This is a genomic window from Streptomyces sp. NPDC049577 (assembly GCF_040675635.1).
Classification (GTDB): Bacteria; Actinomycetota; Actinomycetes; order Streptomycetales; family Streptomycetaceae; genus Streptomyces.
On sequence record NZ_JBFAPH010000063.1, the window covers coordinates 1 to 22,225 of the forward strand.

The 22,225-nt window shown below is 74.1% G+C and carries 21 protein-coding genes; 15 read left to right on the forward strand and 6 right to left on the reverse strand.

What is annotated here, in order from left to right; all coding sequences use genetic code 11:
* Window positions 1-131 precede the first annotated feature (131 nt).
* Complete coding sequence (locus AB0K09_RS10410; RefSeq protein ID WP_366064901.1) at window positions 132-1,265, reverse strand: CoA transferase; 1,134 nt, start codon at window positions 1,263-1,265, stop codon at window positions 132-134.
* A 202-nt stretch (window positions 1,266-1,467) separates the two neighbouring features.
* Between AB0K09_RS10410 and AB0K09_RS10415 the strand changes: the two genes are divergently transcribed.
* Window positions 1,468-3,114, forward strand: a complete 1,647-nt coding sequence (locus tag AB0K09_RS10415) for an AMP-binding protein (protein ID WP_366064902.1) — start codon at window positions 1,468-1,470, stop codon at window positions 3,112-3,114.
* A gap of 22 nt (window positions 3,115-3,136) precedes the next feature.
* A complete protein-coding gene (locus tag AB0K09_RS10420) occupies window positions 3,137-4,186 on the forward strand; it encodes an LLM class F420-dependent oxidoreductase (RefSeq protein WP_366064903.1) in 1,050 nt (349 codons plus the stop codon).
* Window positions 4,187-4,190: 4 nt separating this feature from the next.
* Here the strand turns inward: AB0K09_RS10420 and AB0K09_RS10425 are convergent, their stop codons facing one another.
* The 4 genes from AB0K09_RS10425 to AB0K09_RS10440 form a co-directional block, all read right to left on the reverse strand.
* Window positions 4,191-6,257, reverse strand: a complete 2,067-nt coding sequence (locus AB0K09_RS10425; protein ID WP_366064904.1) for a BTAD domain-containing putative transcriptional regulator — start codon at window positions 6,255-6,257, stop codon at window positions 4,191-4,193.
* A gap of 63 nt (window positions 6,258-6,320) precedes the next feature.
* Entirely contained in the window at window positions 6,321-6,707 is a 387-nt protein-coding gene (locus AB0K09_RS10430; protein WP_366064905.1) for a hypothetical protein, read from the reverse strand.
* A gap of 185 nt (window positions 6,708-6,892) precedes the next feature.
* The gene (locus AB0K09_RS10435) at window positions 6,893-8,977 is read right to left on the reverse strand and encodes a UvrD-helicase domain-containing protein (RefSeq protein WP_366064906.1); all 2,085 of its coding nucleotides are present in this window, start codon (window positions 8,975-8,977) and stop codon (window positions 6,893-6,895) included.
* A 166-nt stretch (window positions 8,978-9,143) separates the two neighbouring features.
* Complete coding sequence (locus AB0K09_RS10440; RefSeq protein WP_366064907.1) at window positions 9,144-9,386, reverse strand: chaplin; 243 nt, start codon at window positions 9,384-9,386, stop codon at window positions 9,144-9,146.
* Window positions 9,387-9,754: 368 nt separating this feature from the next.
* Here AB0K09_RS10440 and AB0K09_RS10445 point away from each other — a divergent pair, with 368 nt between their 5' ends.
* Together AB0K09_RS10445 and AB0K09_RS10450 are read left to right on the forward strand one after the other, a co-directional pair.
* Complete coding sequence (locus tag AB0K09_RS10445) at window positions 9,755-10,264, forward strand: hypothetical protein (protein ID WP_366064908.1); 510 nt, start codon at window positions 9,755-9,757, stop codon at window positions 10,262-10,264.
* Between the two features lie 32 nt (window positions 10,265-10,296).
* Window positions 10,297-10,722: a hypothetical protein gene (locus AB0K09_RS10450; protein ID WP_366064909.1), complete on the forward strand. Its 426-nt coding sequence runs from the start codon at window positions 10,297-10,299 to the stop codon at window positions 10,720-10,722.
* Between the two features lie 10 nt (window positions 10,723-10,732).
* Here the strand turns inward: AB0K09_RS10450 and AB0K09_RS10455 are convergent, their stop codons facing one another.
* Window positions 10,733-11,701, reverse strand: a complete 969-nt coding sequence (locus AB0K09_RS10455) for a polyprenyl synthetase family protein (RefSeq protein ID WP_366064910.1) — start codon at window positions 11,699-11,701, stop codon at window positions 10,733-10,735.
* A 371-nt stretch (window positions 11,702-12,072) separates the two neighbouring features.
* On the opposite strand from AB0K09_RS10455, the gene AB0K09_RS10460 reads away from it, so the two are divergent.
* The 11 genes from AB0K09_RS10460 to AB0K09_RS10510 form a co-directional block, all read left to right on the forward strand.
* Window positions 12,073-13,314 (forward strand): styrene monooxygenase/indole monooxygenase family protein, encoded by a 1,242-nt coding sequence (locus AB0K09_RS10460; RefSeq protein WP_366064911.1) that lies wholly within the window; start codon window positions 12,073-12,075, stop codon window positions 13,312-13,314.
* Between the two features lie 31 nt (window positions 13,315-13,345).
* The gene (crcB, locus tag AB0K09_RS10465; protein ID WP_366064923.1) at window positions 13,346-13,786 is read left to right on the forward strand and encodes a fluoride efflux transporter CrcB; all 441 of its coding nucleotides are present in this window, start codon (window positions 13,346-13,348) and stop codon (window positions 13,784-13,786) included.
* The gene (locus AB0K09_RS10470) at window positions 13,783-14,139 is read left to right on the forward strand and encodes a DUF190 domain-containing protein (RefSeq protein ID WP_366064912.1); all 357 of its coding nucleotides are present in this window, start codon (window positions 13,783-13,785) and stop codon (window positions 14,137-14,139) included. Before crcB (AB0K09_RS10465) ends, AB0K09_RS10470 begins: the two co-directional genes overlap by 4 nt.
* Window positions 14,136-14,492, forward strand: coding sequence for a fluoride efflux transporter CrcB (crcB, locus tag AB0K09_RS10475; protein ID WP_366064913.1), 357 nt, complete (start codon window positions 14,136-14,138; stop codon window positions 14,490-14,492). Before AB0K09_RS10470 ends, crcB (AB0K09_RS10475) begins: the two co-directional genes overlap by 4 nt.
* A gap of 725 nt (window positions 14,493-15,217) precedes the next feature.
* On the forward strand, window positions 15,218-16,360 hold the full coding sequence (locus AB0K09_RS10480) for a homoserine O-acetyltransferase (RefSeq protein ID WP_366064915.1): 1,143 nt from the start codon (window positions 15,218-15,220) through the stop codon (window positions 16,358-16,360).
* 72 nt (window positions 16,361-16,432) lie between these two features.
* On the forward strand, window positions 16,433-17,779 hold the full coding sequence (locus tag AB0K09_RS10485) for a PLP-dependent transferase (protein WP_366064916.1): 1,347 nt from the start codon (window positions 16,433-16,435) through the stop codon (window positions 17,777-17,779).
* Window positions 17,776-19,074 (forward strand): ATP-grasp domain-containing protein, encoded by a 1,299-nt coding sequence (locus tag AB0K09_RS10490; RefSeq protein ID WP_366064917.1) that lies wholly within the window; start codon window positions 17,776-17,778, stop codon window positions 19,072-19,074. Before AB0K09_RS10485 ends, AB0K09_RS10490 begins: the two co-directional genes overlap by 4 nt.
* The gene (locus tag AB0K09_RS10495) at window positions 19,071-20,345 is read left to right on the forward strand and encodes an MFS transporter (RefSeq protein WP_366064918.1); all 1,275 of its coding nucleotides are present in this window, start codon (window positions 19,071-19,073) and stop codon (window positions 20,343-20,345) included. Before AB0K09_RS10490 ends, AB0K09_RS10495 begins: the two co-directional genes overlap by 4 nt.
* Window positions 20,346-20,347: 2 nt before the next feature.
* A complete protein-coding gene (locus tag AB0K09_RS10500; RefSeq protein WP_366064919.1) occupies window positions 20,348-21,061 on the forward strand; it encodes a thioesterase domain-containing protein in 714 nt (237 codons plus the stop codon).
* Between the two features lie 37 nt (window positions 21,062-21,098).
* A complete protein-coding gene (locus AB0K09_RS10505; protein WP_366064921.1) occupies window positions 21,099-21,404 on the forward strand; it encodes a phosphopantetheine-binding protein in 306 nt (101 codons plus the stop codon).
* A partial coding sequence (locus tag AB0K09_RS10510; RefSeq protein ID WP_366064922.1) for a hypothetical protein occupies window positions 21,401-22,225 on the forward strand: 825 nt, incomplete at its 3' end. The genes AB0K09_RS10505 and AB0K09_RS10510, both read left to right, overlap by 4 nt.

Genomic DNA, 22,225 nt, shown 5'->3' on the forward strand with positions numbered 1-22,225 from the left:
CGTCGGCATCGCGTGGCCGCGCTGACTAATTCCGCCGGACCCCCGCCGCGGCGGGGGTCCGGCGGTGCCGGGATACCGAAGGGCCCGTCCTCGCCGGACGGGCCCTTCGGGCTGCCCCTCCCCGGAGGGGGTCAGGTCAGTTCCGCCAGGATCTCCTCCGTGTGCTCGCCATGGCCCGGCGCGGCCGTCCGCAGGGAGTCGAGGCCCGCGCCGAACAGGACCGGGAAGCGCACCTGTCGGCGGGGGACGTCCGTGGCGGAGGCCGGGAGCGTGCCCACCAGGGCGCGGGCCCTGACGTGTTCGTCGGCCAGGAACTCGGCCGGCTCCTCGTAGACCGGGGCCCACGGCAGGTCGAGGCCGGACAGCGTCGCCGTCCACCACGCGAGGTCGCGGCGCGCGAAGACGCCGGTCAGCAGCGCACGCACCGCGTGCTTCGCACGCGTCCGGTCGGCGCGGCGGTCGTAGGAGTCGTCCGCGAGCTCCGGGAACTCCCCGGCGAGGGCCCCGCGGAAGGTCAGCCAGAACTTGTCCTCGAACGTGGCGAGCGCCACCCGCCGCCCGTCGGCCGTCCCGAAGACGTCGTTGTCGCCGGTGACCAGCGGGCTGTCCACGGGCGCGGCCCGCTCCAGCAGGGGCAGGGCGAGCGGCCCGCACCAGGCCGCGGCCGCCTCGTGCAGGGAGACGTCGAGGTGCTGGCCCTCGCCGGTGTCCCGGGCCGCCGCGACCGCCACCGTGGTGGCGTACGCCGCGTACATCGCGCCGGCCAGGTCGGCGACCCGCACCCCGACCCGGTCGACCGTGCCCTCGGTGCGGTGCGGCACGGCGAAGAAGCCCGACAGGGCGAGGAAGTTGAGGTCGTGGCCGGGGCGCGCCGCATACGGTCCGGTGCGGCCGAAGCCGGTGATCGAGCAGAGCACGACGCGCGGATTGGCCGCGCGCAGCCGTTCGTAGCCGAGGCCCATGCCCTCCAGCACGCCGGGCCGGAAGCTCTCCACCACCGCGTCGCTGCGGGCGACGAGCCGCAGCAGCGTCTCGCGGCCGGACTCCTCGCGCAGGTCGAGCACGACGGAGCGCTTGTTGCGGTTGAGGGCGGCGAAGGCGTCGGGGTCGACCTTGCGGCCGTAGTCGCCGTCGCCCGGGCTCTCGACCTTGATCACGTCGGCGCCGAGGTCGGCCATCATCACGGTCGCGAAGCCACCCGGCAGCAGCCGGGACAGATCGAGGACGCGCAGACCGCGCAGTCCGGGCCAGTCCGGCTGCGGCATGGGAACTCCCTTGGGGGCCTGGGGAACAGTGTGGATTGCGCGCACCCTAACCGCCGGACCGCCGGAATTTCCGGAGGAATTCTGGCCGGAATCTCGTCGAATTCTGAAGGCGCACTGAATTCTCAGCTGCCTCTTTTCAGGGCGGGTGAGCGGCGGCGAGGATGTGCCGCCACAGTCCGGCCGTCCCGCAAGGAGCCCGTACATGCCCCCTCTCGACGTCTCGTCGCGCCCCGCGGACACCTCGGTCCCGCTCTCCCCGCTCACCGTGGGCGCCCTGCTGCGCAAGGCGGCGGCCGAGCACGCGGACGCGGTCGCGCTCGTCGGCGTCCCGGAAGCCGCGGGGCCGCGCCGGCGGTGGACGTACGCACAATTGCTGGCCGAGGCGGAAAGCGTCGCGGCCGGAATTCGAGAGCGTGTCCCGCTGGGCGGCCGGGTCGCGATCTGGGCGCCGAACGTGCCCGAGTGGCCGGTCTTCGCCTATGCCGCCGCGCTCGCCGGAGTGACCCTGGTGACGCTGAATCCGACACTGCGCGCCGGTGAATTGCGGCACGCCCTCGGCAGTTCCGGCGCACAGATGCTCGTGCACGCGGAGCGCAGCCGCGCCTATGACATGGCCGAGGTGGTGCGCGCGGTCGCGCCCGGCCTGCCGGGCCTGCGGCACGTGGTGCCGCTCGGCGCCTGGGAGAGCCTGAAGGGCGACGGCCCGCTGCCGTCCGAGCGGGAGATCACCGACGCGGGGGTGCCCGCCCAGTTGCAGTTCACGTCCGGCACGACCGGCACGCCCAAGGCCGTGCTGCTCTCGCACCGGGCCGTGGTCAACGTCGCCCGGCTGACGTTCGAGGGACTCGGGGTGCGGGAAGGGACCACGGTCGTCTGCCCGTTGCCGATGTTCCACACGGCGGGCTGCGTCATCTCCTGCCTGGGCCCGCTGTGGACCGGCGGCACGTTCACGCTGCTGGAGCGCTTCACCCCGGCCCAGCTGCTCGACGTGCTGCGGGAGTCCCCGGGGGCGCTGCTGACCAGTGTGCCGACCGTCCTGGGCGCCCTCGTCGACGCGGCGGCCGGCGTCGCGGAGCCGCCCGTGCTCTCCGCCGTGCTGACCGGCGCCGCCCCGGTGCGCGCGCAGCTCATCACGGAGACCGAGGAGCGCTTCTCCACGACCGTCTTCAACCTCTACGGCCAGACCGAGCTCGCCTCCGTGCTCACCCTGACCCGGCCGGACGACTCGGCCGAGCAGAAGACGAGCACCGTGGGCCGGCCGCTGCCGCAGGTCGAGGTGAAGATCACCGACCCGGACACCGGCGAGGTGGTGCCGCTGGGCGTCAAGGGCGAGATATGCGCCCGCGGTTACCAGCAGATGCTCGCCTACCACGGCGATCCCGGGGCGACGGCCCGCAAGGTGGACGCCGACGGCTGGCTGCACACCGGCGACCTCGGCTCCATGGACGCGAGCGGCACCGTGCGCATCGACGGCCGGCTCAACGACATCATCATCCGCGGCGGCGAGAACATCTCCCCCGCCGCCATCGAGGAGTTCCTGAGCACCGTCCCCGGCGTGCGCGAGGCCGTCGTGGTGGGCGTGCCGGACGAGAACTGGGGCGAGATCGTCGCCGCCGTCCTCCAGCCGGCGGCCGGTGCCGGCCCGGTGCCCGACGTGGCGGACATCGTGGCGCGCTGCAAGGAGAACCTCTCCCCGCACAAGGTCCCGGCCCGCTGGTACCTCGCCGGGGACTTCCCGCTCACCGCCTCGGGGAAGATCCAGAAGTTCCGGGTCCGCGAGCTCGTCGCCGAGGGCGGCTTCCGCGAGCTGGACCCGCACGCGCCCGCCCTCGTCCTCAGCCACGCCTGACCCGCCCCGGGAGCCATTCGACATGCAGATCTCCATGCAGCTGCGGTACGACGGCGACATCGTCGCGGCGGCGCGGAACGTGACGGAGCTGGAGAAGGCGGGCCTGGACCTGATCTGGGTGCCGGAGGCGTACGGCTTCGACGCCCCCAGCTTCATGGGCTTCATCGCCGCCCGCACCGAGCGGATCGGCATCGGCTCCGGCATCCTGTCGGCCTTCACCCGCACCCCCGCCGTGCTCGCCATGACCGCGGCCGGTGTCGACGCCCTCTCCGGCGGCCGCTGCCACCTGGGCGTCGGCGCCTCGGGGCCGCAGGTCGTCGAGGGCCTGCACGGCGTGCCGTACTGCGCGCCCGTCGCCCGCACCCGGGAGACGATCGACGTGATGCGCGCCCTGTGGCGGCGCGAGAAGCCCGTGACGTACGACGGCCGCACGGTGCGGATGCCGCTGCCGAAGGGCGAGGGCGGCGCGCTGGGCCTGGGCATCCCGATGCGGCTGCTGACCGAGCCGGTCCGGCCCGACGTGCCGGTGTGGGTGGCGGCGCTGGGCCCGAAGAACGTGCGCATGGCGGCCGGGACGGCCGACGGCTGGCTGCCGATGTTCTTCGTGCCCGAGTGGTGCGAGCAGGTGTGGGGCCCGAGCCTGGCGGCCGGGGCGGCCGCCCGGGACCCCCGGCTCGGCCCGCTGCGCATCTCGGCGGGCGGGCTGCTCGCCATCGGCCCGGACGCGGCCCGCGCCCGCGAGCTCGCCCGGGGCCAACTCGCCCTGTTCATCGGCGGCATGGGTGCCCCGGGGCACAACTTCTACCACGATCTGGTCTGCCGCTACGGCTACGCCCGCGAGGCGGCCGCCATCCAGCGGCTGTACCTCGCGGGCGACCGGGCCGGGGCGGCGGCGGCCGTGCCGGACGCCCTGCTGGAGGCCACCACGCTGTGCGGCCCGGAGAGCTATGTGAAGGACCGCGTCGCCGCCTACCGGGCGGCCGGGGTGACCCACCTCCAGGTCGTCCCGGTGCCGGGCGAGGGCGAGACGGAGGCGCAGCTGATCGCCAAGGTCAAGGAGTGGTGTTCCTGACCCCTCAGGCCGCCGCCGTCTCGCGGACGTGGATGCGGGTCAGGGGCGGGAAGGCGTACTCCCCGCCGGAGCGGGCCGGGCCCTCCAGGAGCTGGCGGTCGACCAGGGCCTCCAGGACGTCCTCGGCCTCGCGCGGCGGGCGGCCGAGGGCCTCGGCGGCGCCCGGGATGGTGAAGGACGTCCCGCGGGCGGCGAGCGTGCGCAGCGCCTCGCTGAGCCGGGGGTCGAGCGCCGCGAGCCCGCTGCCGAGCCGTTCGCGGACGTCGAGGTCGCCCATGGCCAGCTCGTCGAGGCGGTGTTCCTCGTCCTCCAGCCGCCGCGCGAGACGCTCCAGCGTCCAGTGCGGGCGGGCGGCCAGCCGCATGCCGGCGATCCGCAGGGCCAGCGGCAGGTGCCCGCACAGCCGGGCGATCCGCTCGGCGGCGGCCCGCTCGGCGAGGACCCGGGACTCCCCCGCGATCCGGGCGAGCAGGGTCGTCGCCTGCTCGTCGTCGAACGGGGAGACCCGGAAGTGCCGGGCGCCCTCCAGTCCGGACAGCGGGGTGCGGCCGGCGACGAGCAGAGCGCTGGTCACGCCCCCGGGCACCAGCGGGCGCACGGCCTGCTCGCCGGGCACGTCGTCGACGACGACGAGGACCTGCCGCTTGGCCAGCAGCGCCCGGTACAGGGCGATCCGGCCCGGCAGGGCGTCGGGTACGGACTCGGCCGGCACCCCGAGGGCGGCGAGGAAGCGGCCGAGCAGGACGCGGATCTCGTCCGGTCCGCCGCCGCGCAGCTCGGCATGGAGCACGCCGTCCCGGAAGGCGCCCCGCGCGGAGGCGGCGATGCGGGCGGTGAGGATCGACTTGCCGGCGCCGGCCGGTCCGTAGAGCGCGGCGATGGGCGCCGCGCCGAACGCCACCTGCGGCCCCCGGCCGGTGAGGTGGTGCAGGATCCGCTGCTGCTCCGCGCGGTCGACGTAGTCGCGGATGCCCACCGGCAGCTGGAGCGGGCGGAGGGGTTCGCCGGCGGGGATGCGCGCGGGCGTCCGCACGGGGCGTTCCTCGTCGGCCTTGAGGATGGCGAGCTGTGCGGTGCGCAGCTCCTCGCCGGCGCCGATGCCGCTGTCGTTGCGCAGCCGCCGGTCGACGGCCGCGAAGGTCTCCAGCGCGGCGGCCCGCTGTCCCGAGCCGGCCAGCGCCGTGACGAGGCGGGCGTGCACGCCCTCGTGCAGGAGGTTGGCGCGGGCGATCGGCGCGAGCTGGTCGATGACCTCGTCGTACCGGCCCCGCGGGAGGACGAGGTCGGCGAAGCGCAGCGCGCAGGCCACCCGCTGCTGGGCGGCCTCCACGGCGACGGGGTGCTGCCGCAGCCCGGCCGGCATGCCCTCCAGCACCGGTCCGCGCCACAGCGACAGGACCGCGCCGAGCAGGTCGAGTTCGGTCTCGGGGTCGTCCAGGGTGCGCATGTCGGCCGCCTGCCGGGCCAGCCGGCGGAATTCGAGCAGGTCGAGCCGGCCGCGCTCGGGCACCTGGAGCTCGTAGCCGGTGGCGCGGCGGGCGAGGAGCATGCGTCCGCCCGTGGCGGGAATGTGCGCGTCCAGCAGCTGGCGGATGCGGTAGACGTAGGTGTGGATCAACTGGCCGAAGGAGTCGGGGATGTCGTCGCCCCAGAGGATGTCGACGATCTCGTCCCGTTCGACGACCTGGTTGGCGCGGAGGGCCAGCAGGCCGAGCAGGCTCTGCTGCTTCGGGGTGCCGGCGGCCAGCTCGGCCGCGCCCCGGGTGACCGACAGCCGGCCGAGGACGCCCAGCAGCAGCGGGTCGTCGGCCGTGTAGACGGCCTCGCCGCGCAGCGTCTCGCCGGTCATGTGGGTGAACAGGCGGGGCTCGTGCAGCACTTCCGCCAGCCGTCTGAGCGAGCTGGCGCGCGGGGCGCGGACCCGGCCCTGCTCGATCTCGCGCAGCGTGCGCAGGCTGATGCCGGATCTCTCCACCACCGCCCGCTGGCTGACCCCGCAGCGGGCCCGCGCGTCCCGGATGATGCCTGCGATGTCTCCGCCCGCCGTCTGCGTCGTCTGCGAACCAAGCACTGTGGACTTTCCCCCTAAGACTGGAACCGCCCGGCGGCCGGGCGATGCCGGCCTCCGGGCGGCTCAGTCTTGCGCCACATCCGGCCGATCTGAAGGCAGGTCTCCTGGACGCTTGCGGTCCTGACCCGTTCCGTCCTCGAACGGGGCACCGGCGAGCAGCCGGTCGTAGTAGGAGGGCACCAGCACGGCGCCGCAGGCGACGAGCACGGAATCCCGCAACGGCCCCCCGCGCAGGGAGAGCCGGGCCAGCCGGAGGGCCGAGCGCTCGGCCTCCAGCAGGTCCGGGACGCCGAGGAAGAGCCCGAGGGTGAGCTCCCCGCTGCCGGTCACGTGGACGCTCACGTGCTCCAGCCCGTCCGCCGGGGCGCACGCGCCTTTCAGCCAGGCCGCGATGGTGTCGGGGTGCGGCAGCGTCCGGTGGGTCCGCAGGCGCACGTGAATCAGTCGCATGAAGGGGCGTTCCGGGTCGGGTGGGATGCCGGGACGGGTCCGATGAACGCCGGCCTCCTGGCGCAGAATACCGTGCAATGTCCGAGTCTTCACCCCAATTTTCGGTCAGTTCCTGTCCAACCGGACGCGGGCCCGGACGCCGGTCCGGACGCCGGCCCGGACGCCGCCCGGACGCCGCCCGGACGTCAGCCGAGCCCCGGTGGCGCGTCGCGCACGACCGAGCCCAGCCAGAGGCTGTCACGGGCCCGGGTCATCGCGACGAAGAGCTGGGCGCGGAAGAGCTCGCGGAGCTCCTCGGCGATGTCGGCGTCGACCGCGGGTGTCACGGGGGTCGCGGGGGCGTCGTGGTCGGGCAGGTAGACGTGTTTGAACTCCAGGCCCTTGGCCTTGTGGTAGCTGCCGAGCTTGACCCCCTCGACCGGCAGCCCGTCGTAGTGCTCCAGCGGGCACACCGGCACGCCGGCGCGGGTGAGCAGCCGGTGGTAGCGGCCCAGTTCGCGGTTGGAGCGGCACAGGACGGCCGAGTCGGGCCAGCCGGCCGGGCCGCGTTCGCGCAGGGCCGCGAGCAGTGCCGCGTCCTGCTCGGCGGGCGTGCGGCTGAGGCAGCGCACGACCTGGCCGCCGTGGTAGGTGAGGTCGACCTCGCGGCGGCCCGGGCTGCTGCTGCCGTCGATGTCGTCGAAGGCGTCCTCGGCGACGACGGCCAGCGCGGCGTCGAGGATGTGCTTGGCGTTGCGGTAGTTCACGCGCAGCACCTGACCGCGGTCGCCGCGCACGTCGATGCCGGCGTCGGCGAGCCGGTAGCCGCCGGGGTAGACGGCCTGCTGGCCGTCCCCGACGAGCAGCAGGCCGTTGGGCGCGTCGCCGACGAGCGCGTGCAGCAGCCGCACGCCGACGAGCGTGAGGTCCTGCACCTCGTCCGCGATCACGGCGGCGTACGGCGAGCGGCCGGGCCGGGACCGCGCCTCGGCGAGGGCGAGGCTGAGGATGTCGTTGAAGTCGTGCACGCCGCGCTCGGTGCGGGCGCGCTCGTACTCCTCGAACAGCGCCCAGACCGCCTCCCGGTGCGCGCGCCGCAGGTTCGTCCGGCGGCGGACGCGGCGGAGCGTGGCGTACTCCTCGAAGCGGGTGATGCCGCGGCCCTTTATGACGTAGTCGATCTCCTCGCGCCAGTAGCGCGAGGAGGGGTCGATGGCGGACAGCACGCTGGGCCGGCCGCGGTGCAGCCAGGCGCGGCTGAAGGCGTCCTCCGCGCGGTCGCGGTTCAGCCGGTGCGGCACGCCCCGTTCGTCGAGGAAGCGCTGGGCCCAGGAGTGCAGGCTGCGGAACTCCACGCGGTCGGCGACGGCCGGGGACATCGTGTGCAGGAAGGTGCTCTGCACGCGCGGCAGGTTGGCGGCGAAGGTGACGTACAGGACGCGGCCGCTGGTGCGCTGGGCGAGGTGCGCGGCGCGGTGCAGGCCGACCACGGTCTTGCCGGTGCCGGCCGGGCCGCTGATGCGGGCCGGGCCCGACCAGTTGCGGCGCACGAGGGCGACCTGATCGGGGTGGAGGAAGGTCATCCACTGCTCGATCGGACCGCTCCGGGCGGCGTTCAGGGCGGCCTCGCGCAGCCCGTCGAGGTCGAACAGCGCGTCGTCCGCCGCGGCGGGGGCGGGTGCCGGCCCGTCGCGCACGGAGGAGTTCTCGTAGGCCGGGAAGACCTCCTCCAGGTGGTTCGCCGTCGCGCGCACCCCGGGCGCGCTCAGCCGTGCGCGGGCGGCGAGCAGTTTCGGGCCCACCTCGCGCTCGCCGAGCAGCCGTACCCGGCCGAGGGAGCCGTCGCAGGAGCGTCCGGCGAAGACCATCAGCGGCTGCACGGCCACGGGCGACAGTCCGAGCGAGGCGACCGCGCCCTCCGCCACGCGCGTGACGGCGAGGAGCTTGCCGATCTCGGTGTCGCGGCGCTGCCCGCCCGCCATGAGCCGGCCGTCGGAGACGACGGGGGCGTCCCGCCAGTTCTTGACGTCGACGACGAAGACCCCGCCCGGTCCGACCAGCAGCATGTCGACGTTGGCCGATCGCGTGCCCGGCCAGCGGCGGTCCACCAGCAGCCGCCAGCCGCGCCGGGTGAGCATCAGCAGCTGGGCCGCGACCCGGCGTTCCCCCTCGCTCGCGGCCTCCCACCGGCGTGCCTCCCGCTGGGCCGCCGCCAGCTGCTCGCGCAGCTCCCTCTCCTGCCGCCGGGCCTCCTGGGCCCGGCGCGACGCGGAACCTCCGGCCGTCGTCATGGTGCCGCCCCCCTTGAATCCCCCTGTGCTCCCCCTGGCGGGTCTCCCCGTGCGCGCAGTCCCGTGCGCACAGTAATGATGACCCGGCGGACGGGACGTCATACGCGTGGCGCCCGCCGGCCGGAGCCGGGGGCGCCACACGGGGCCGGACGGAGCCGGCGGTACGTCAGTCGTTGATGCAGACGTTGCCGGACGTCGCGTTGAGCAGCCCGATGATGATGTCGATGCTGTTCCCGCAGATGTTGATCGGGACGTGGATCGGGACCTGGATGACGTTGCCCGAAATGACACCCGGAGAGTGCTGGGCGACGCCTCCGGCGTCGGCGTCGGCGACCGCGCTTCCGGCGGCCGCGGCGAGCGTGGCACCGACGGCGGCCGTGGCCACCGCGGCTTTTGCGATTCGTGACATGGACAGACACCTTTGCTGGTCGTACATCGGTCGGGACGGGCTCCCGGTCACTGCGGCCCGGGAGCCCGGATAAACGCCCGGGCAACTCAAAGGTTTCGTTTACGAAGCGTCCGGGTGACCTGCCGGTTCGTCCATCCGGAGCAGGTCGCCGGCCACCCTGGAATTCGAACTGGAGGACGCGTCGAATGACCCCGAAACGGTCATGACGCGGCTTGCCCGGCGACCCCGCGAAGGGCGCAGAATCGTTTCTTAAATCAATATCTGGGGATCATCGCGAGATGATAAGGCCCAATCATGCGCAAGCGATTCCCGGCCTGTTGAAGCTCTGCTAACTTTGGCTGGAATCCATCGCGGCTCGGGGGGCTCCCATGCTCGTCAATGATTTTTTCTTAGGTATACGCAGCGTCCTCGATCCGACCGGGCAGGTGCTGCCCGCCCGCCCCCGCCCACCGCTCGCCGCCCGGCGGGTGCCCGACCTCGGGGACCGGGTCGGCGCCCTCGTCGCGGCGCTGCGGGCGGAGGAGGACCGGCGGCTCACCGCCGTCAGGGCCCGCGCGGTGCGCCCCCGGCGGAGCCGCGCCGGTCTGGGGTTCGCCGGCCTGACGGCCCTCGGGCTGACCCTCGGCGCGACGCCGGTGTTCGGCGCGGTGGCCTTCTCCAGCGACGCCGTGTGGCCCGTGGTGGCCGTCGGCGCCGGGTCCGCCTGCTGGGGCGCCGTCGCGCTCGCCCTGCTGCTCGCCGCCGCCCGGCGGCGGTCCGCGGTCCGCGCGGCGCGGGTCCGGCGGGCGCGCCTCACCTTCCACCGCGCGGCCGAGCTCCAGCTGATGGCCAGGGCACTGCGCCGGCAACCCTCGGACGTGGGGAGTGAGACGCATTGATATCGGACACCAACGGAACCGACGCCGGCCCGGTGACCGGCACGGGAACGGCCGCGGCGAACGGCACCGGAACGGTGGGGGCGGCGGCCACCGGAAAACTCCCGGACGGAAGATCCGAGGACCGGCTCGATCAGCTCATCGAGCTGGCGAAAATGCTCGACGGCGTACCGCCGCGCAGTCTGCGCAGGGCCGTGCGGGCCATGAACTACCAGGCCCGCACCCAACGCCTGGAGGGAATTCTCAGTAATGCGACCACCGCACTGGGAATTCTCGTCGCGGGCGGTCTCGTCCTGGCGTTCCTGAAGCTGGGTTACGAAATGGCCCATATGGGCGAGGCGGGCTACGGCTGCGTGGTCTGTGGGGTGCCCGCCACCTCCATCGCCACCATCTTCGTCCTCAAGCAGACGCCCGCCGCCCAGACGCTCGGCAAACTACTGCCGCGCCGCCGCCGGGGCTGAGCCCCGCCGGTCATCCGTCGAGCGCGGCCACGCGCGTGGCGAACGTCGCCAGCTCCTCGTGCCAGCCGGAGGCCAGCGGGGACGTGGCGGCCGTACGGCAGGACCGCTCGACGAGCTCGCCGATCACGCGCTCGGTGTCGTCCAGCTCCTCCGGGGCCACCAGGATCTCGCGCAGCAGCTGCGCGTCCCAGGCGTACTCCGGCCCGCCGTCGAGGAAACCGCGCAGCCGCCAGGCGGCGTGCAGGGGACGCGCGTACGCGTCGTACGAGGCGTCGAGGTCGGGGCGCGCGGCGAGCGCGGCGGCCATGCGCAGGGGATGCCGCAGGCAGTACCAGCCGGCCGTGCAGCCCCGGTCGCAGCCGGACACGCAGCGCCCGGGCCAGGGGTCGTCCAGGTACTCCGCGGTCGCGGCCTCGTGCGCGTAGCTGCCGATGGTGCGTTCCAGCCGCAGTTCGTCCCAGATCCGCCGGGGTTCGTCGGGCAGCCCGCAGGCGAGGCGGTCGGCGAGGGCGAGCGCCAGGTCTCCGGCGAGGGTGGCGCTGGAGTCGCCGAAGCGGCGCGGCTCCCCCGCCCAGCCGCCGCGCTCGTGCTCGGCGGCGCGGCTGATGTGCAGGGTGGGTATGCCGTTCCGCAGGGCGGCGTTGTCCCGGACGTCGCCGCGGATGAGGGTGCAGGTGTCGAGGAGTTCGAGCGCGGCGGCCGCGTCGATCGGCTCGGGCGCCTCGGGGTCGCCGCCCGCCGCGAGGTAGCCGGTGAGGAAGATGACCGGGCGCACCCGGTCGCTCCCGGCACCGACGAGCTCGGCGAGGGATTCGATCAGCCCGGCGCCGCGCGCGTCGGCGGTGCGCCACAGGCGGTGTTCCTCCTGGAACAGACCGCGCAGCCGCTCCTCGACCCGGTCGAGCAGCTCGGCGCGCTGCCGCTGCGGGCACGGGTTCCGGGGCGCGACGGAGCGCGGCAGCGGCGGTTGCTTCGTCATCGTGTACCTCCCTGCATCGGTAGTGGTCATCGACCGTGCCTGACGGGCCGCGGCCCCGCTCGACGACGGCGGAGGGGTGACCGGCGAAAGACTGCCCAACACGGCGTGGCGGAAGCGCCGGTTTCCTGCCAACTCGGCGTGCGCGCCGTGTGCGCCCCTGTGCGCCCCCGCGCTGACCAGCACCGATGTGAAGCGCCTCGCGGCGGGCAGTTCGTTGCGCCCACCACCGACCTGACAGACCCTCGGTTTCGCGAGCCCCCGGACGGCGGGTGCGCCGCCCGCGGATCTTCCCTCGTGTGCCGTCTGTACAGGGTGTGGCGCCCGCGGCTACAACGGGTGGGGTTCCGGTGGACGGACGCGGGAGGCGGAGGATGCGGCGGATCGCGATCGTGGGCGCGGGCCAGGCGGGCCTGCAACTGGCCCTGGGCCTACGGGCCGCCGGGTACGAGGTGACGGTGGTCTCCGCCCGTGCGCCCGAGGAGCTGCGGACGGGCCGGGTGATGTCCACGCAGCTGATGTACGGGCCGGCGCTGGCCCTGGAGCGGGCGGCGGGGCTGAACCTGTGGGACGGCGCGGTGCCGCGGATCGACGGGGTCTGCCTGGCGACCGTCAGCCCGCCGGGCTCGGTGGTGCGCACGATCACCGCCCCGCTGGACGCGCCCGCCCAGTCGGTCGACCAGCGCGTGAAGACGGCGCGGTGGCTGGAGCTCCTGTCGGAGCGCGGCGGCCGGGTGGAGTACCGCTCGCTCGCCCCGGAGGAGCTGGCGCCGCTGGCGGCCGCGCACGATCTGACGGTCGTCGCCACCGGGGCCGGCCCGCTGTCGCGGATCTTCGGCCGGGACGAGCGGCACAGCCCGTTCGACGGCCCGCGCCGGGTCGTGGCGTGCGTGTACGTGCACGGAATGGCGCCGTACCAGCAGTTGCCGCCGTCCTGTCTGCGCATGTGCTCCTTCCCGGAGATCGGCGAGTTCTTCGTGCTGCCCGCGCTCACCGGTTCGGGCGCGTGCCACATCCTGCTGTGGGAGGGCGTGCCGGGCGGTCCGCTGGACTGCTGGCGCGAGACGGGCTCCGATCCGGGCGCGCTGCTGGCGCGCTCGCGCGAGCTGCTGGCGACGTACGCGCCGTGGGAGGCCGCGCTGCTCTCCGGTGCCGAGCCGACGGACGCGGGGGCCGGGCTGGCCGGCGCGGTCTCACCGATCGTCCGGCATCCGGTGGCCGAGGTCGGGGACGGGCTGCACGTGCTGGGCATGGCGGACGCGGTCGTGCTGAACGACCCCATCAGCGGGCAGGGGGCCAACAACGCGGCGCGCAGCGCGGCGCACTACCTGGCCTCGATCCTTCAGCGGGGCGACGCGGCCTTCGACCGGGCCTGGATGCACGAGGCGTTCGCGGCGTACTGGGAGCACGCGCGGCACGTCAACGCCTTCACCAACCTGCTCCTGTCGCCGCTGCCCGAGCACGTCCGGCGACTGCTGACGGCGGCCGCCGAGCACCCGGACATCGCCCACCGCTACGTCAACGGCTTCGCCGACCCCGCGGGCTACCGCGAGTGGCTGATGGACGCGGACCGCGCGGAGGCGGTGCTGGCGGCCGTCGGGGTCGCGGGGGGCTAGCCTGGGCCTCGTGGCTCCCACACGACCAGCGGTGACGGCGGACGCCCCGCCCGTTCCCCGGCGCACCGCCGCCCCCGGCCAGGGGCCGGTGGTCTGCGCGGTCTCGGCCGGCGGCGCGATCGGCGCGGTCGCGCGCCACGGCGCGGGGCTGCTGTGGCCGACCGCCCCGGGGCACTTCCCCTGGACGACCCTGCTGATCAATGCGCTCGGCTGCGCCCTGATCGGCGTCCTGCTGGTGAGCATCGCCGAGCGCCCCACCGCGCACCGGCTGACCCGCCCCTTCCTGGGCACGGGGGTGCTCGGCGGCTTCACCACCTTCTCCACCTACGCGGTGGAGACCCAGCAGCTGTTCGACACCGGGCGGGTGGCGACGGGCGTCGCCTACGCGGCCGGCACGCTGCTCGCCGCGCTGGCGGCGGTGTGGGCCGCCGCCGCGCTCACCCGGCGGCTGCTGACCGGGAGGCGCGGATGAGGCTCCAGGGCAACGCGCTGCGGGTGACGGTCCTCCTGGGCGAGTCCGACACCTCCCACGGCCGCCCCCTCTACTCCCACATCGTCCACCGCGCGCACGCGGCCGGCCTCGCGGGCGCGAGCGTCTTCCGCGGCATCGAGGGCTTCGGCGCGTCCTCGCGGATCCACACCTCGCGGCTGCTGTCACTGAGCGAGGACCTGCCGGTCGCGGTGGTGATCGTGGACACGGAGGAGCGGGTACGGGCGTTCCTGCCCGAACTGGAGGAGCTGGCCGACGAGATGCGCGGCGGGCTGGTCCTGCTGGACGAGGTGGCGGTCCTGCACCACCGGGAGCGGGGGACACGCACCCCGTGAACTGGCTCCTCGTCATCGCCGGCGCGATGGTGGGCGCCCCCCTGCGTTACCTCACCGACCGCGCCGTGCAGTCCCGGCACGACTCCGTCTTCCCCTGGGGCACCTTCGTCGTCAACGTCGTGGGCTGCCTGATCCTCGGCACCCTGACGGGCGCGGCGGCCCCGGAACGCCTGCGCCTCCTGCTGAGCACGGGCTTCTGCGGCGCCCTGACGACGTACTCGACGTTCTCGTACGAGACCCTGCGCCTGGCGGAGGACGGCGCGAGGGGTTACGCACTGGCGAACGCGGCGGCGAGCGTGGCCCTCGGCCTCGCGGCGGCGTACGCGGGGGTGACGCTGGGGCGGGCGCTGTAGCGCGGTTCCATTTTCACCTGATCCGGCGATATTCCTTACTTACGGGCGGAGTTGGCAACCGCTGGGCGTAATGTGTGCCGTGGCGTCCTTCGGGGCGCCCCCCTTCATGGAGGGACCGACTGTTCGTCGGTTCGCGGGGGGCCCGGACATCGGGTTCCTCCGGTAGCGGTCACCGGATCTTGGCCGCGTCGAAAGGGGGGCGCTCCGTGACCGGACGCCACCGCAAGCCACGCCCGTCGATCTGGAAGCGCATCGCGCGGAAGGTGAGGGAGTGGATGCGGAGGGGCTGACCCTCGGCTAGCACGACCCAAGCCGAGGGCCACAAGCCCTGGGGCCTCGTCTGGAATTCCGGTCCGGGCGGGGCCCTTCTTCCGTTCCCGTACGACCCGGAAGATCCGGTCCGAAGCCGTACGGCCCGGCCACGAGCGCCAGGCTCCATCACCATAGCGCGCCCGCCACCCCGCATGCAGGCCTCACCGGCCATCCTGCCCCTACCGGGTGACGCCGGGGGCGAGGCCGGCCGTCCGACCACCCGGTACGTGACGAACGAGCCGCCGCGCCATGTCATGTCCGCCGTCAACTGACATTGTTTTCCGGGCCGCCTTGGCCGTCGGGAATCCGCGCCAACAGGATTTCCGTCGAACGCTCTCCTGCCGGCGTTCCGAGCGAAATGACCTTCGATCGGGCCTGAACGGAAGCCAAGAGGCCAAGCCATGGAAAAACTAATGACTCAGCGCACCAGTTCTTTATCCCTCGCAACCGAAGCCCCACCTCCCCCGTCAGGAGCGTGGTGCGAGGGGAAGCCGGCCGGGCGCAGGAAGTGGGTCACGCTGGCCTCGCCGCTGCGGCTGGAGGCGGGTGGGGAGCTGCCCGGGGTGCGCATCGCCTACGAGACGTGGGGGCGGCCGGCGCCGGACGGGTCGAACGCCGTGCTGCTGCTGCACGCGCTGACCGGGGACAGCCATGTGAGCGGGCCGCCCGGGCCGGGGCATCCGACGCCCGGCTGGTGGGACCACTGGGTGGGGCCCGGCAAGCCGCTGGACACCGACCGCTGGTTTCTCGTGGCGCCCAACGTGCTGGGCGGCTGCCAGGGCAGCACCGGGCCGGCCTCGGCGGCCCCCGACGGCCGGCCGTGGGGCAGCCGGTTCCCGGCCATCACGGTGCGGGACCAGGTCAACGCCGAGGTGGCGCTGGCCGACGCGCTGGGCGTCGAGTCCTGGGCGGCGGTGATCGGCGGCTCGATGGGCGGCATGCGGGCCCTGGAGTGGGCGGTCGGCCACCCGGAGCGGGTCCGCACGCTGGGCCTGCTGGCCTGCTCGGCCGCCGCTTCGGCGACGCAGATCGCCTGGTCGGCGCCGCAGTTGCTGGCCATCCGCAGCGATCCCGGCTGGCGCGGCGGCGACTACCACGAGGCCCCGCCCGGCCAGGGCCCGCACCACGGCCTGGGCATCGCCCGCCGCATCGCCCACATCACCTACCGGGGCGAGCACGAGCTGGACCAGCGCTTCGGCCGCCGGTCGCAGGACTGCGGCCGGTACGCGATCGAGTCCTATCTCGACCACCACGCGGACAAACTCGTGCGGCGCTTCGACGCCGGCAGCTACGTCACGCTCACCGAGGCCATGAACCACCACGACGTCGGCCGGGACCGCGGCGGCGTGGCGGCCGCCCTGCGGCGGGTGCGCGCCCGCTCGGTGGTGGCCGGCATTCCCAGTGACCGTCTCTTCCCGCTGCACGAGCAGCGCGCGCTCGCCGAAAGCCTGCCGCACTGCTCCCATTTCGGTGTCATCGACTCCCCCATCGGCCACGACGCGTTCCTCGTCGAGGACGAACAGGTGCGCGCCGTACTCGCGGACGTACTCCGCTGATCCGAAATCCCGGACCTCTCCATCCCCCCACCACCCGTCTCTGCAATAACAAAGCGAATTCAGGGAGCAGTAATGAGCGGCGGAATCTCCGGACCTCCCGGACCGGATCTGGCCGACCATACGACGTGGTCCTTCGAGACCCGCCAGATACACGCCGGCACGGCACCGGACCCCACGACCGGCGCCCGGGCCGTACCGATCTACCAGACCGGCTCCTTCGTCTTCCGGGACACCGCCCACGCGGCGCGGCTGTTCAACCAGGAGGAGAAGGGGAACATCTACACCCGCATCCAGAACCCGACGCACGAGGCGCTGGAGACCCGCGTCGCCGCGCTGGAGGGCGCCGTCGAGGCGGTGGCCCTGGGCTCGGGGCACGCGGCGGTCGCGCTGGCGCTGCTCAACCTGGCGGGGGCGGGCGACCACGTGGTCTCCAGCTCCGCGCTCTACGGCGGCACGTCCAACCTCTTCCGCCACACCCTGCCCGAGTACGGCATCGAGACGACGTTCGTCGACGACACCGACGACCCGGACGCCTGGCGCCGCGCCATCCGGCCCAACACCAAGGCCGTCTTCGGCGAGACCATCGGCAATCCGCGCAACAACCTGATCGACGTGCGGGCCGTCGCGGACGTCGCGCACGAGGCCGGGGTGCCGTTCGTCCTCGACAACACCGGCCTCACCCCGTACCTGCTGCGGCCGGCCGAGCTGGGCGCCGACGTCGTGGTGCACTCCACGTCGAAGTTCCTCTCCGGGCACGGCACGGTGATCGGCGGGATCGTCGTCGACTGCGGGACGTTCGACTTCGGGGCGCACGCCGACCGCTTCCCGCGCTTCAACGAGCCCGACCCGAGCTTCCACGGCCTGCGGTTCTGGGACGAGCACGGGCCCGGCGCGTACGCCAGGCGGCTGCGCATGCGGCTGCTGCGCGACTTCGGCCCGGCGACCACGCCGCTGACCAGCTTCCTGGTGCTCCAGGGCCTGGAGACGCTGTCGCTGCGCATGGCCCGGCACTCCGAGAGCGCGCTGGAGCTGGCCCGCTGGCTCCAGGGCCGGCCGGAGGTCACGGCGGTGCACTACCCGGGCCTGTCCTCCAGCCCCTGGTACGGCACGGCCCGGCGGATGCTGCCGCGCGGCGCGGGCGGGGTCGTCTCGTTCGAGCTGGTCGGCGGTCTGACGGCGGGCGCCCGGTTCGTCGACGAGCTGCGGCTGATCAGCCACCTCGCGAACGTCGGTGACGTCCGCAGCCTGGTCATCCACCCCGCCAGCACCACCCACTACCAGCTCACGCCCGAGCAGCGGCTGGCGGCGGGCGTCACGCCCGGCCTGATCCGCTTCTCGGTCGGCCTGGAGGGCACCGCGGACCTCAAGGCCGACCTGGAGGCCGGTCTGCACGCCGCGGCGAAGGGAGGCCGGTCATGAGCCACCTGGTGTTCGTCGAGTGCTCCGGACTGGGCAACCGGGCCCTGGAGTACGCCCGCAAGAAGGGCCACACGACCACGCTGGTGTGGTCGCCCCGCTACGACTTCTTCGCCACGCCCGAGCAGCGGCGGCACAGCCGCGAGCTGGCCGACCGGGCGATCCGGGTGGAGGACCCGCACGACCTCCCGTCCGTCATCGCCGCGCTGGAGGCCGCCGGGGTGCGGCTCGCGGACATCGACGCCGCGCTGACCACCATGCACCCGTGCGTCGTCCCGGCCGCCGCCCTCGCCGAGGCCGCCGGCGCGCGCGGCACCTCACGGGCGGGCATCGACGCGGCCCGCGACAAGGAGGCCTGCCGCCGGATCCTGCGCGAGCAGCGGATCCCCAGCGTGGAGTACGCGGTGGTCACCGAGGCCGGCGCGGCCCTGGAGGCCGGGGAGCGCATCGGCTACCCCGTGGTGGTCAAGCCGGTGAGCGGGCTGGCCAAGACGGTCACCGCGATGGTCCACTCGCCGGAGGAGATGGCGGACTACTTCCGGCAGGCCACCGCCCGCCGGGAGGCCCTCGAACCCGGCCTCGCCTACCACGTCGACGGCCGGTTCATCATCGAGGAGGTGGCCGTCGGGCCGCTCTTCTCCGTGGAAGTGGCCACCGACGGCACCGCGTTCACCGTCCTGGCGGCCGTGCGCCGCAAGACGGGCCGGGACAACCCGGTGCTGGAGCTGGGCTCCACCGTGCCGTCCGGGCTCGGCCCCGAGGACGAGCGGGGGCTCGGCGAGTACGCCGTGCGGGTCTGCCGGGCGCTCGGGCTGGACCTCGGCATCTTCCACGCCGAGGTCATCCTCACCCGCGACGGCTTCCGGCTGGTCGAGGTCAACCCCCGCGTCGCCGGCGGGACCGTCCCCGAGGTCATCCGCGCCGCGACCGACTGCGACCTCTTCGAGGTGCTCGTCGAGCTGTTCGAGGGCAATCCCGTGCCGGCCGGGCCGTTCCCCGTGCGGCGAGCCGCCAGCCACAGCTTCCTGGCCGTGGACGAGGAACACACCGTGCGGCAGGACCTGCCGGCCGACTGGTTCGAGGCGTTCCGGCCCCGGCTGCACTCCGGCTCCTCGTCGATCGCCCCCGGCATGCGGCTCGCCCCCATGGACGGCAACTTCACCACCCACGGCGTGGTGCGGGTGACCGCCGAAGGCTTCACGGAGGCCGAGGCGAAGGTCGCCGGCATCCGCGCGGAGATCGGGAAGCTGCTGGACCTCGCCCTGACCCCGGTCGCCCCGTCGGAGGTGCCGTCATGAGCGGTACCGCCCCGGCCGGCCGTGCCGAACGCCTGAAGCTGTTCACCTCGTCACGCTTCCTGGTGCTGTGGGCCGCCATGCTCATCAGCTCCACCGGCACCTTCTTCCTGCTGCTCACCGTCTCCTCCAGCCTGCTGACGGAGAACGGGTCCGGCTTCGGCGCCTCGGCCGTCTTCGGCTTCCAGTGGGTCCTGCCGATCCTCCTCGTCGGCCTGATCCGCCGCGCCTGCGAGGGCGCGCGGCTGCGCCGCACGGTGGTCTGCGGCGAACTGGGCGGGGCGGCGGTCTCGCTGGGCATCGGCTTCCTGCTCGCCCACGACCTGGTCGTGCCGCTGCTGGCCTGCTTCCTGGTGCGCGGACTGCTGGAGGGCATCACCAAGACGGCCCGCGTGGTCTACGCCCGGCAGCTGTTCGACGGGCCGCAACTGAAGCTGGCGTCCTACACGTTCAACAACTCCTACTACCTGGGCAGCGCGGCCGGCGGTGTGCTCGGCAGCCTGCTGGCCGGGCACGTCCCGGTGGTCGTCGCGGCGGCCATCGACGCCGGCACGTTCGTGGTGTCGGCCTGCTGCTACCGCCTGCTGCCCGCCGTGTCGGCCCCCCGCGCACAGTCCGGTGCGCGCAAGGGCGTGCTGCGCCAGGTCGGCGGGGCGCTGCGCGGACGGCGGCAACTGGCCCTCGCGGTGGTGTATCTGATCGCGGCCGTCGGGGTGTTCCAGGGCTTCCACAGCGCGGCCCGCACGGTGCTGCCCATCCGGGTACTGGACCTGGGCGACACGGCGGTGATGAACCTCCAGATCGTCAGCGGTCTGGCGCTCGTCCTGGGCTCGGTCGCGGTGCCGGTGCTGTTGCGGAAGATCGACCTCGGCCCGTACCGGGGGGCGCTGGTCAACGCGGCGACGGCGGTGATGATGGTCGTGCTGCCGTTCGCCTCCGGCGCGGTGAGCCTGTACGTGTACTACTTCCTCTACCTGTTCCTCTTCGAGTTCGCCTTCACGGTGGCGCAGGGGCACATCATCCAGGAGTGCCCGGCCGACGAGCTGGTGGGGGTGACGACGTTCACCAACGCCGCCGGCAACGGGCTGCTGGTCGTCTGCACCCTGCTCACGGGCGGGCTGTCGGACGTGCTCGACTTCGGCACGATCGCGCTGGTCCTGGCCCTCGTGGTGGTCGGCGCGAGCGCCGTCGCCGAGGTGGTCGCCCGGCTGCGGGTCCCGCACACCGACCGGGCCGCCGCGCAGCAGCCGGCCAACGCCGCGAGCGGAGGCTGACGATGACCGCGACGACCACCCACGACAGCCAGCCGCTGCTCATGCCGTTCGGCCGGCGCCCCGGCCCGCTGCACAGCGTCCTGCTGCACCCGGCGGGCGGCGGCCTCGGCCCGTACGCCGGTCTGGTGACCCGGCTGGCCCGGCGCGGCCCGGTGCACGGCATCCGCGCCGCAGGGCTGCTGCCCGGCGAGCAGCCGGACCGCACGATCGGCGCCATGACGGACCGCTATCTGGAGCTGCTGGACACGCTCCCCCGGGTGCCGGACGTGCTGATCGGCTGGTCCCTGGGCGGGCTGCTCGCCTGGGAGCTGTCCGCGCGGCTGGCCGCGCGGGGCACGGCGCCCGCGGTGGCCATGGTGGACAGCTTCGCCGAGCCGTGGTCCGCCTACGGCGCCCCGCACGCCGGCCTGCGGGCGTCGATCCTGGGCACCTCGGTGATCCCGCTCGGCGCCGACGAGGAGCGGCGGGCGGCCCGCACCGCGGACGCCCACCTCCAGGCATGCGCCGGCCACCACGCGGCACACCACCCGTGCCCGGGCCCGACCCTCCTGGTGACCTGCGAGAACGGAGACCGCGACCGCCAGGTCGCCGCCTGGCTGCGCCGCATGCCCGACCTGACCCTGCGGTCCCTGGACTGCGGCCACTTCGAGGCCTTCCGGGCACCGCACGTCCGGCCGCTCCTCGGCCACGTCGACGCGTTCCTCGCCGAGCTCTGACCCCCTTTTCCGAACCGCCACCCCCGGGAGCCCTCCCATGACGATCCGACTGGCCCGACGTGACATCGCGGAACGCGTCAAACGCGTCCTGCTCGACGAGGCGGAGCCGTCCGGCGCGGAGCCGTCCGGCGCCGCACTGCCGGACGACGAGCCGCTGGCCGGCGAGCGGCTGCGGCTGAACTCCATGCGACTGCTCGGCACCCTCGTCCGGCTGGAGGACGAGCTCGGCTTCGCGCTTCCCGACGACCTCTTCGCCGGGCGCGGCTTCCACACCGTGGCCGACCTCGTCCGGGCGGTGGCCGACGGGTACGCCGCCGAGTCCGGGGAGGCGGAGCCGTCATGACCGCCGATCCCCGCTTCCGGGCCGAGCTGTTCGACTGCGTCCAGGTCAACCTCGCCCTGCTCGCCGACCGGCTGCACGGCCCCGGCACCGGGCTGCGGCTCGGGGCGACCCTGCGGTTCCGCCCGGCGCCCGGCCCGGACGGGCTGCCGACCGTCGAGCCCACCGTGGAACACCACCTCGGCGAGGCGGCCCGGCACCTGGGCCTGACCGTCCGCACACCGCTCCGCACCACGTCCGGCGTGGACGTCCGGCCGGGCGAGGGCTGCTACGTGGTGGCCGACGCCTACCACCTGCCCTGGGTGCCCTACTTCGGGCAGCGCCACCTGGAGCACAGCTTCCTGGCCGCCCCGGGCCCCGGGGCGGGTACCGTCACGGTGACCGACGCCTACCACAACGAGACGCCCTACGGCAGCGCCCGCCCCGGCACCTGGACGCTGGACGCCGAGGAGTTCGAGGCCGCCGTCCGCGGCCCGGTCCTGGTCGCCGAGCTCGCCGCCGGCCCGCTCCCCGCGGCCCCCGCCCCCGGCACCGACCTCGCCGGCGAGGCCGCAACGGACGCCTACGCCGACGCCTACGCACGGCACCCCGACCGGGCCGCCGCGCTGCACCGGCTCACCCTGGAGACCTGGCTGCTGGCCCGCTCCCGCGCCCTGCACGCCGCCTACACCGACACCGTCCCCGGCCACTGGCCCGAGGCCGCCGCCTTCCAGGAGCGCGTACGGGCCTGGAACTCGCTCACCGAGCAGGTGTACATGGCGTACCGGCGCGTCGAGCGCGGCCGCGCCGAGCCGCCCGGCCTGGCGGACCGGCTCGCCGAGTTC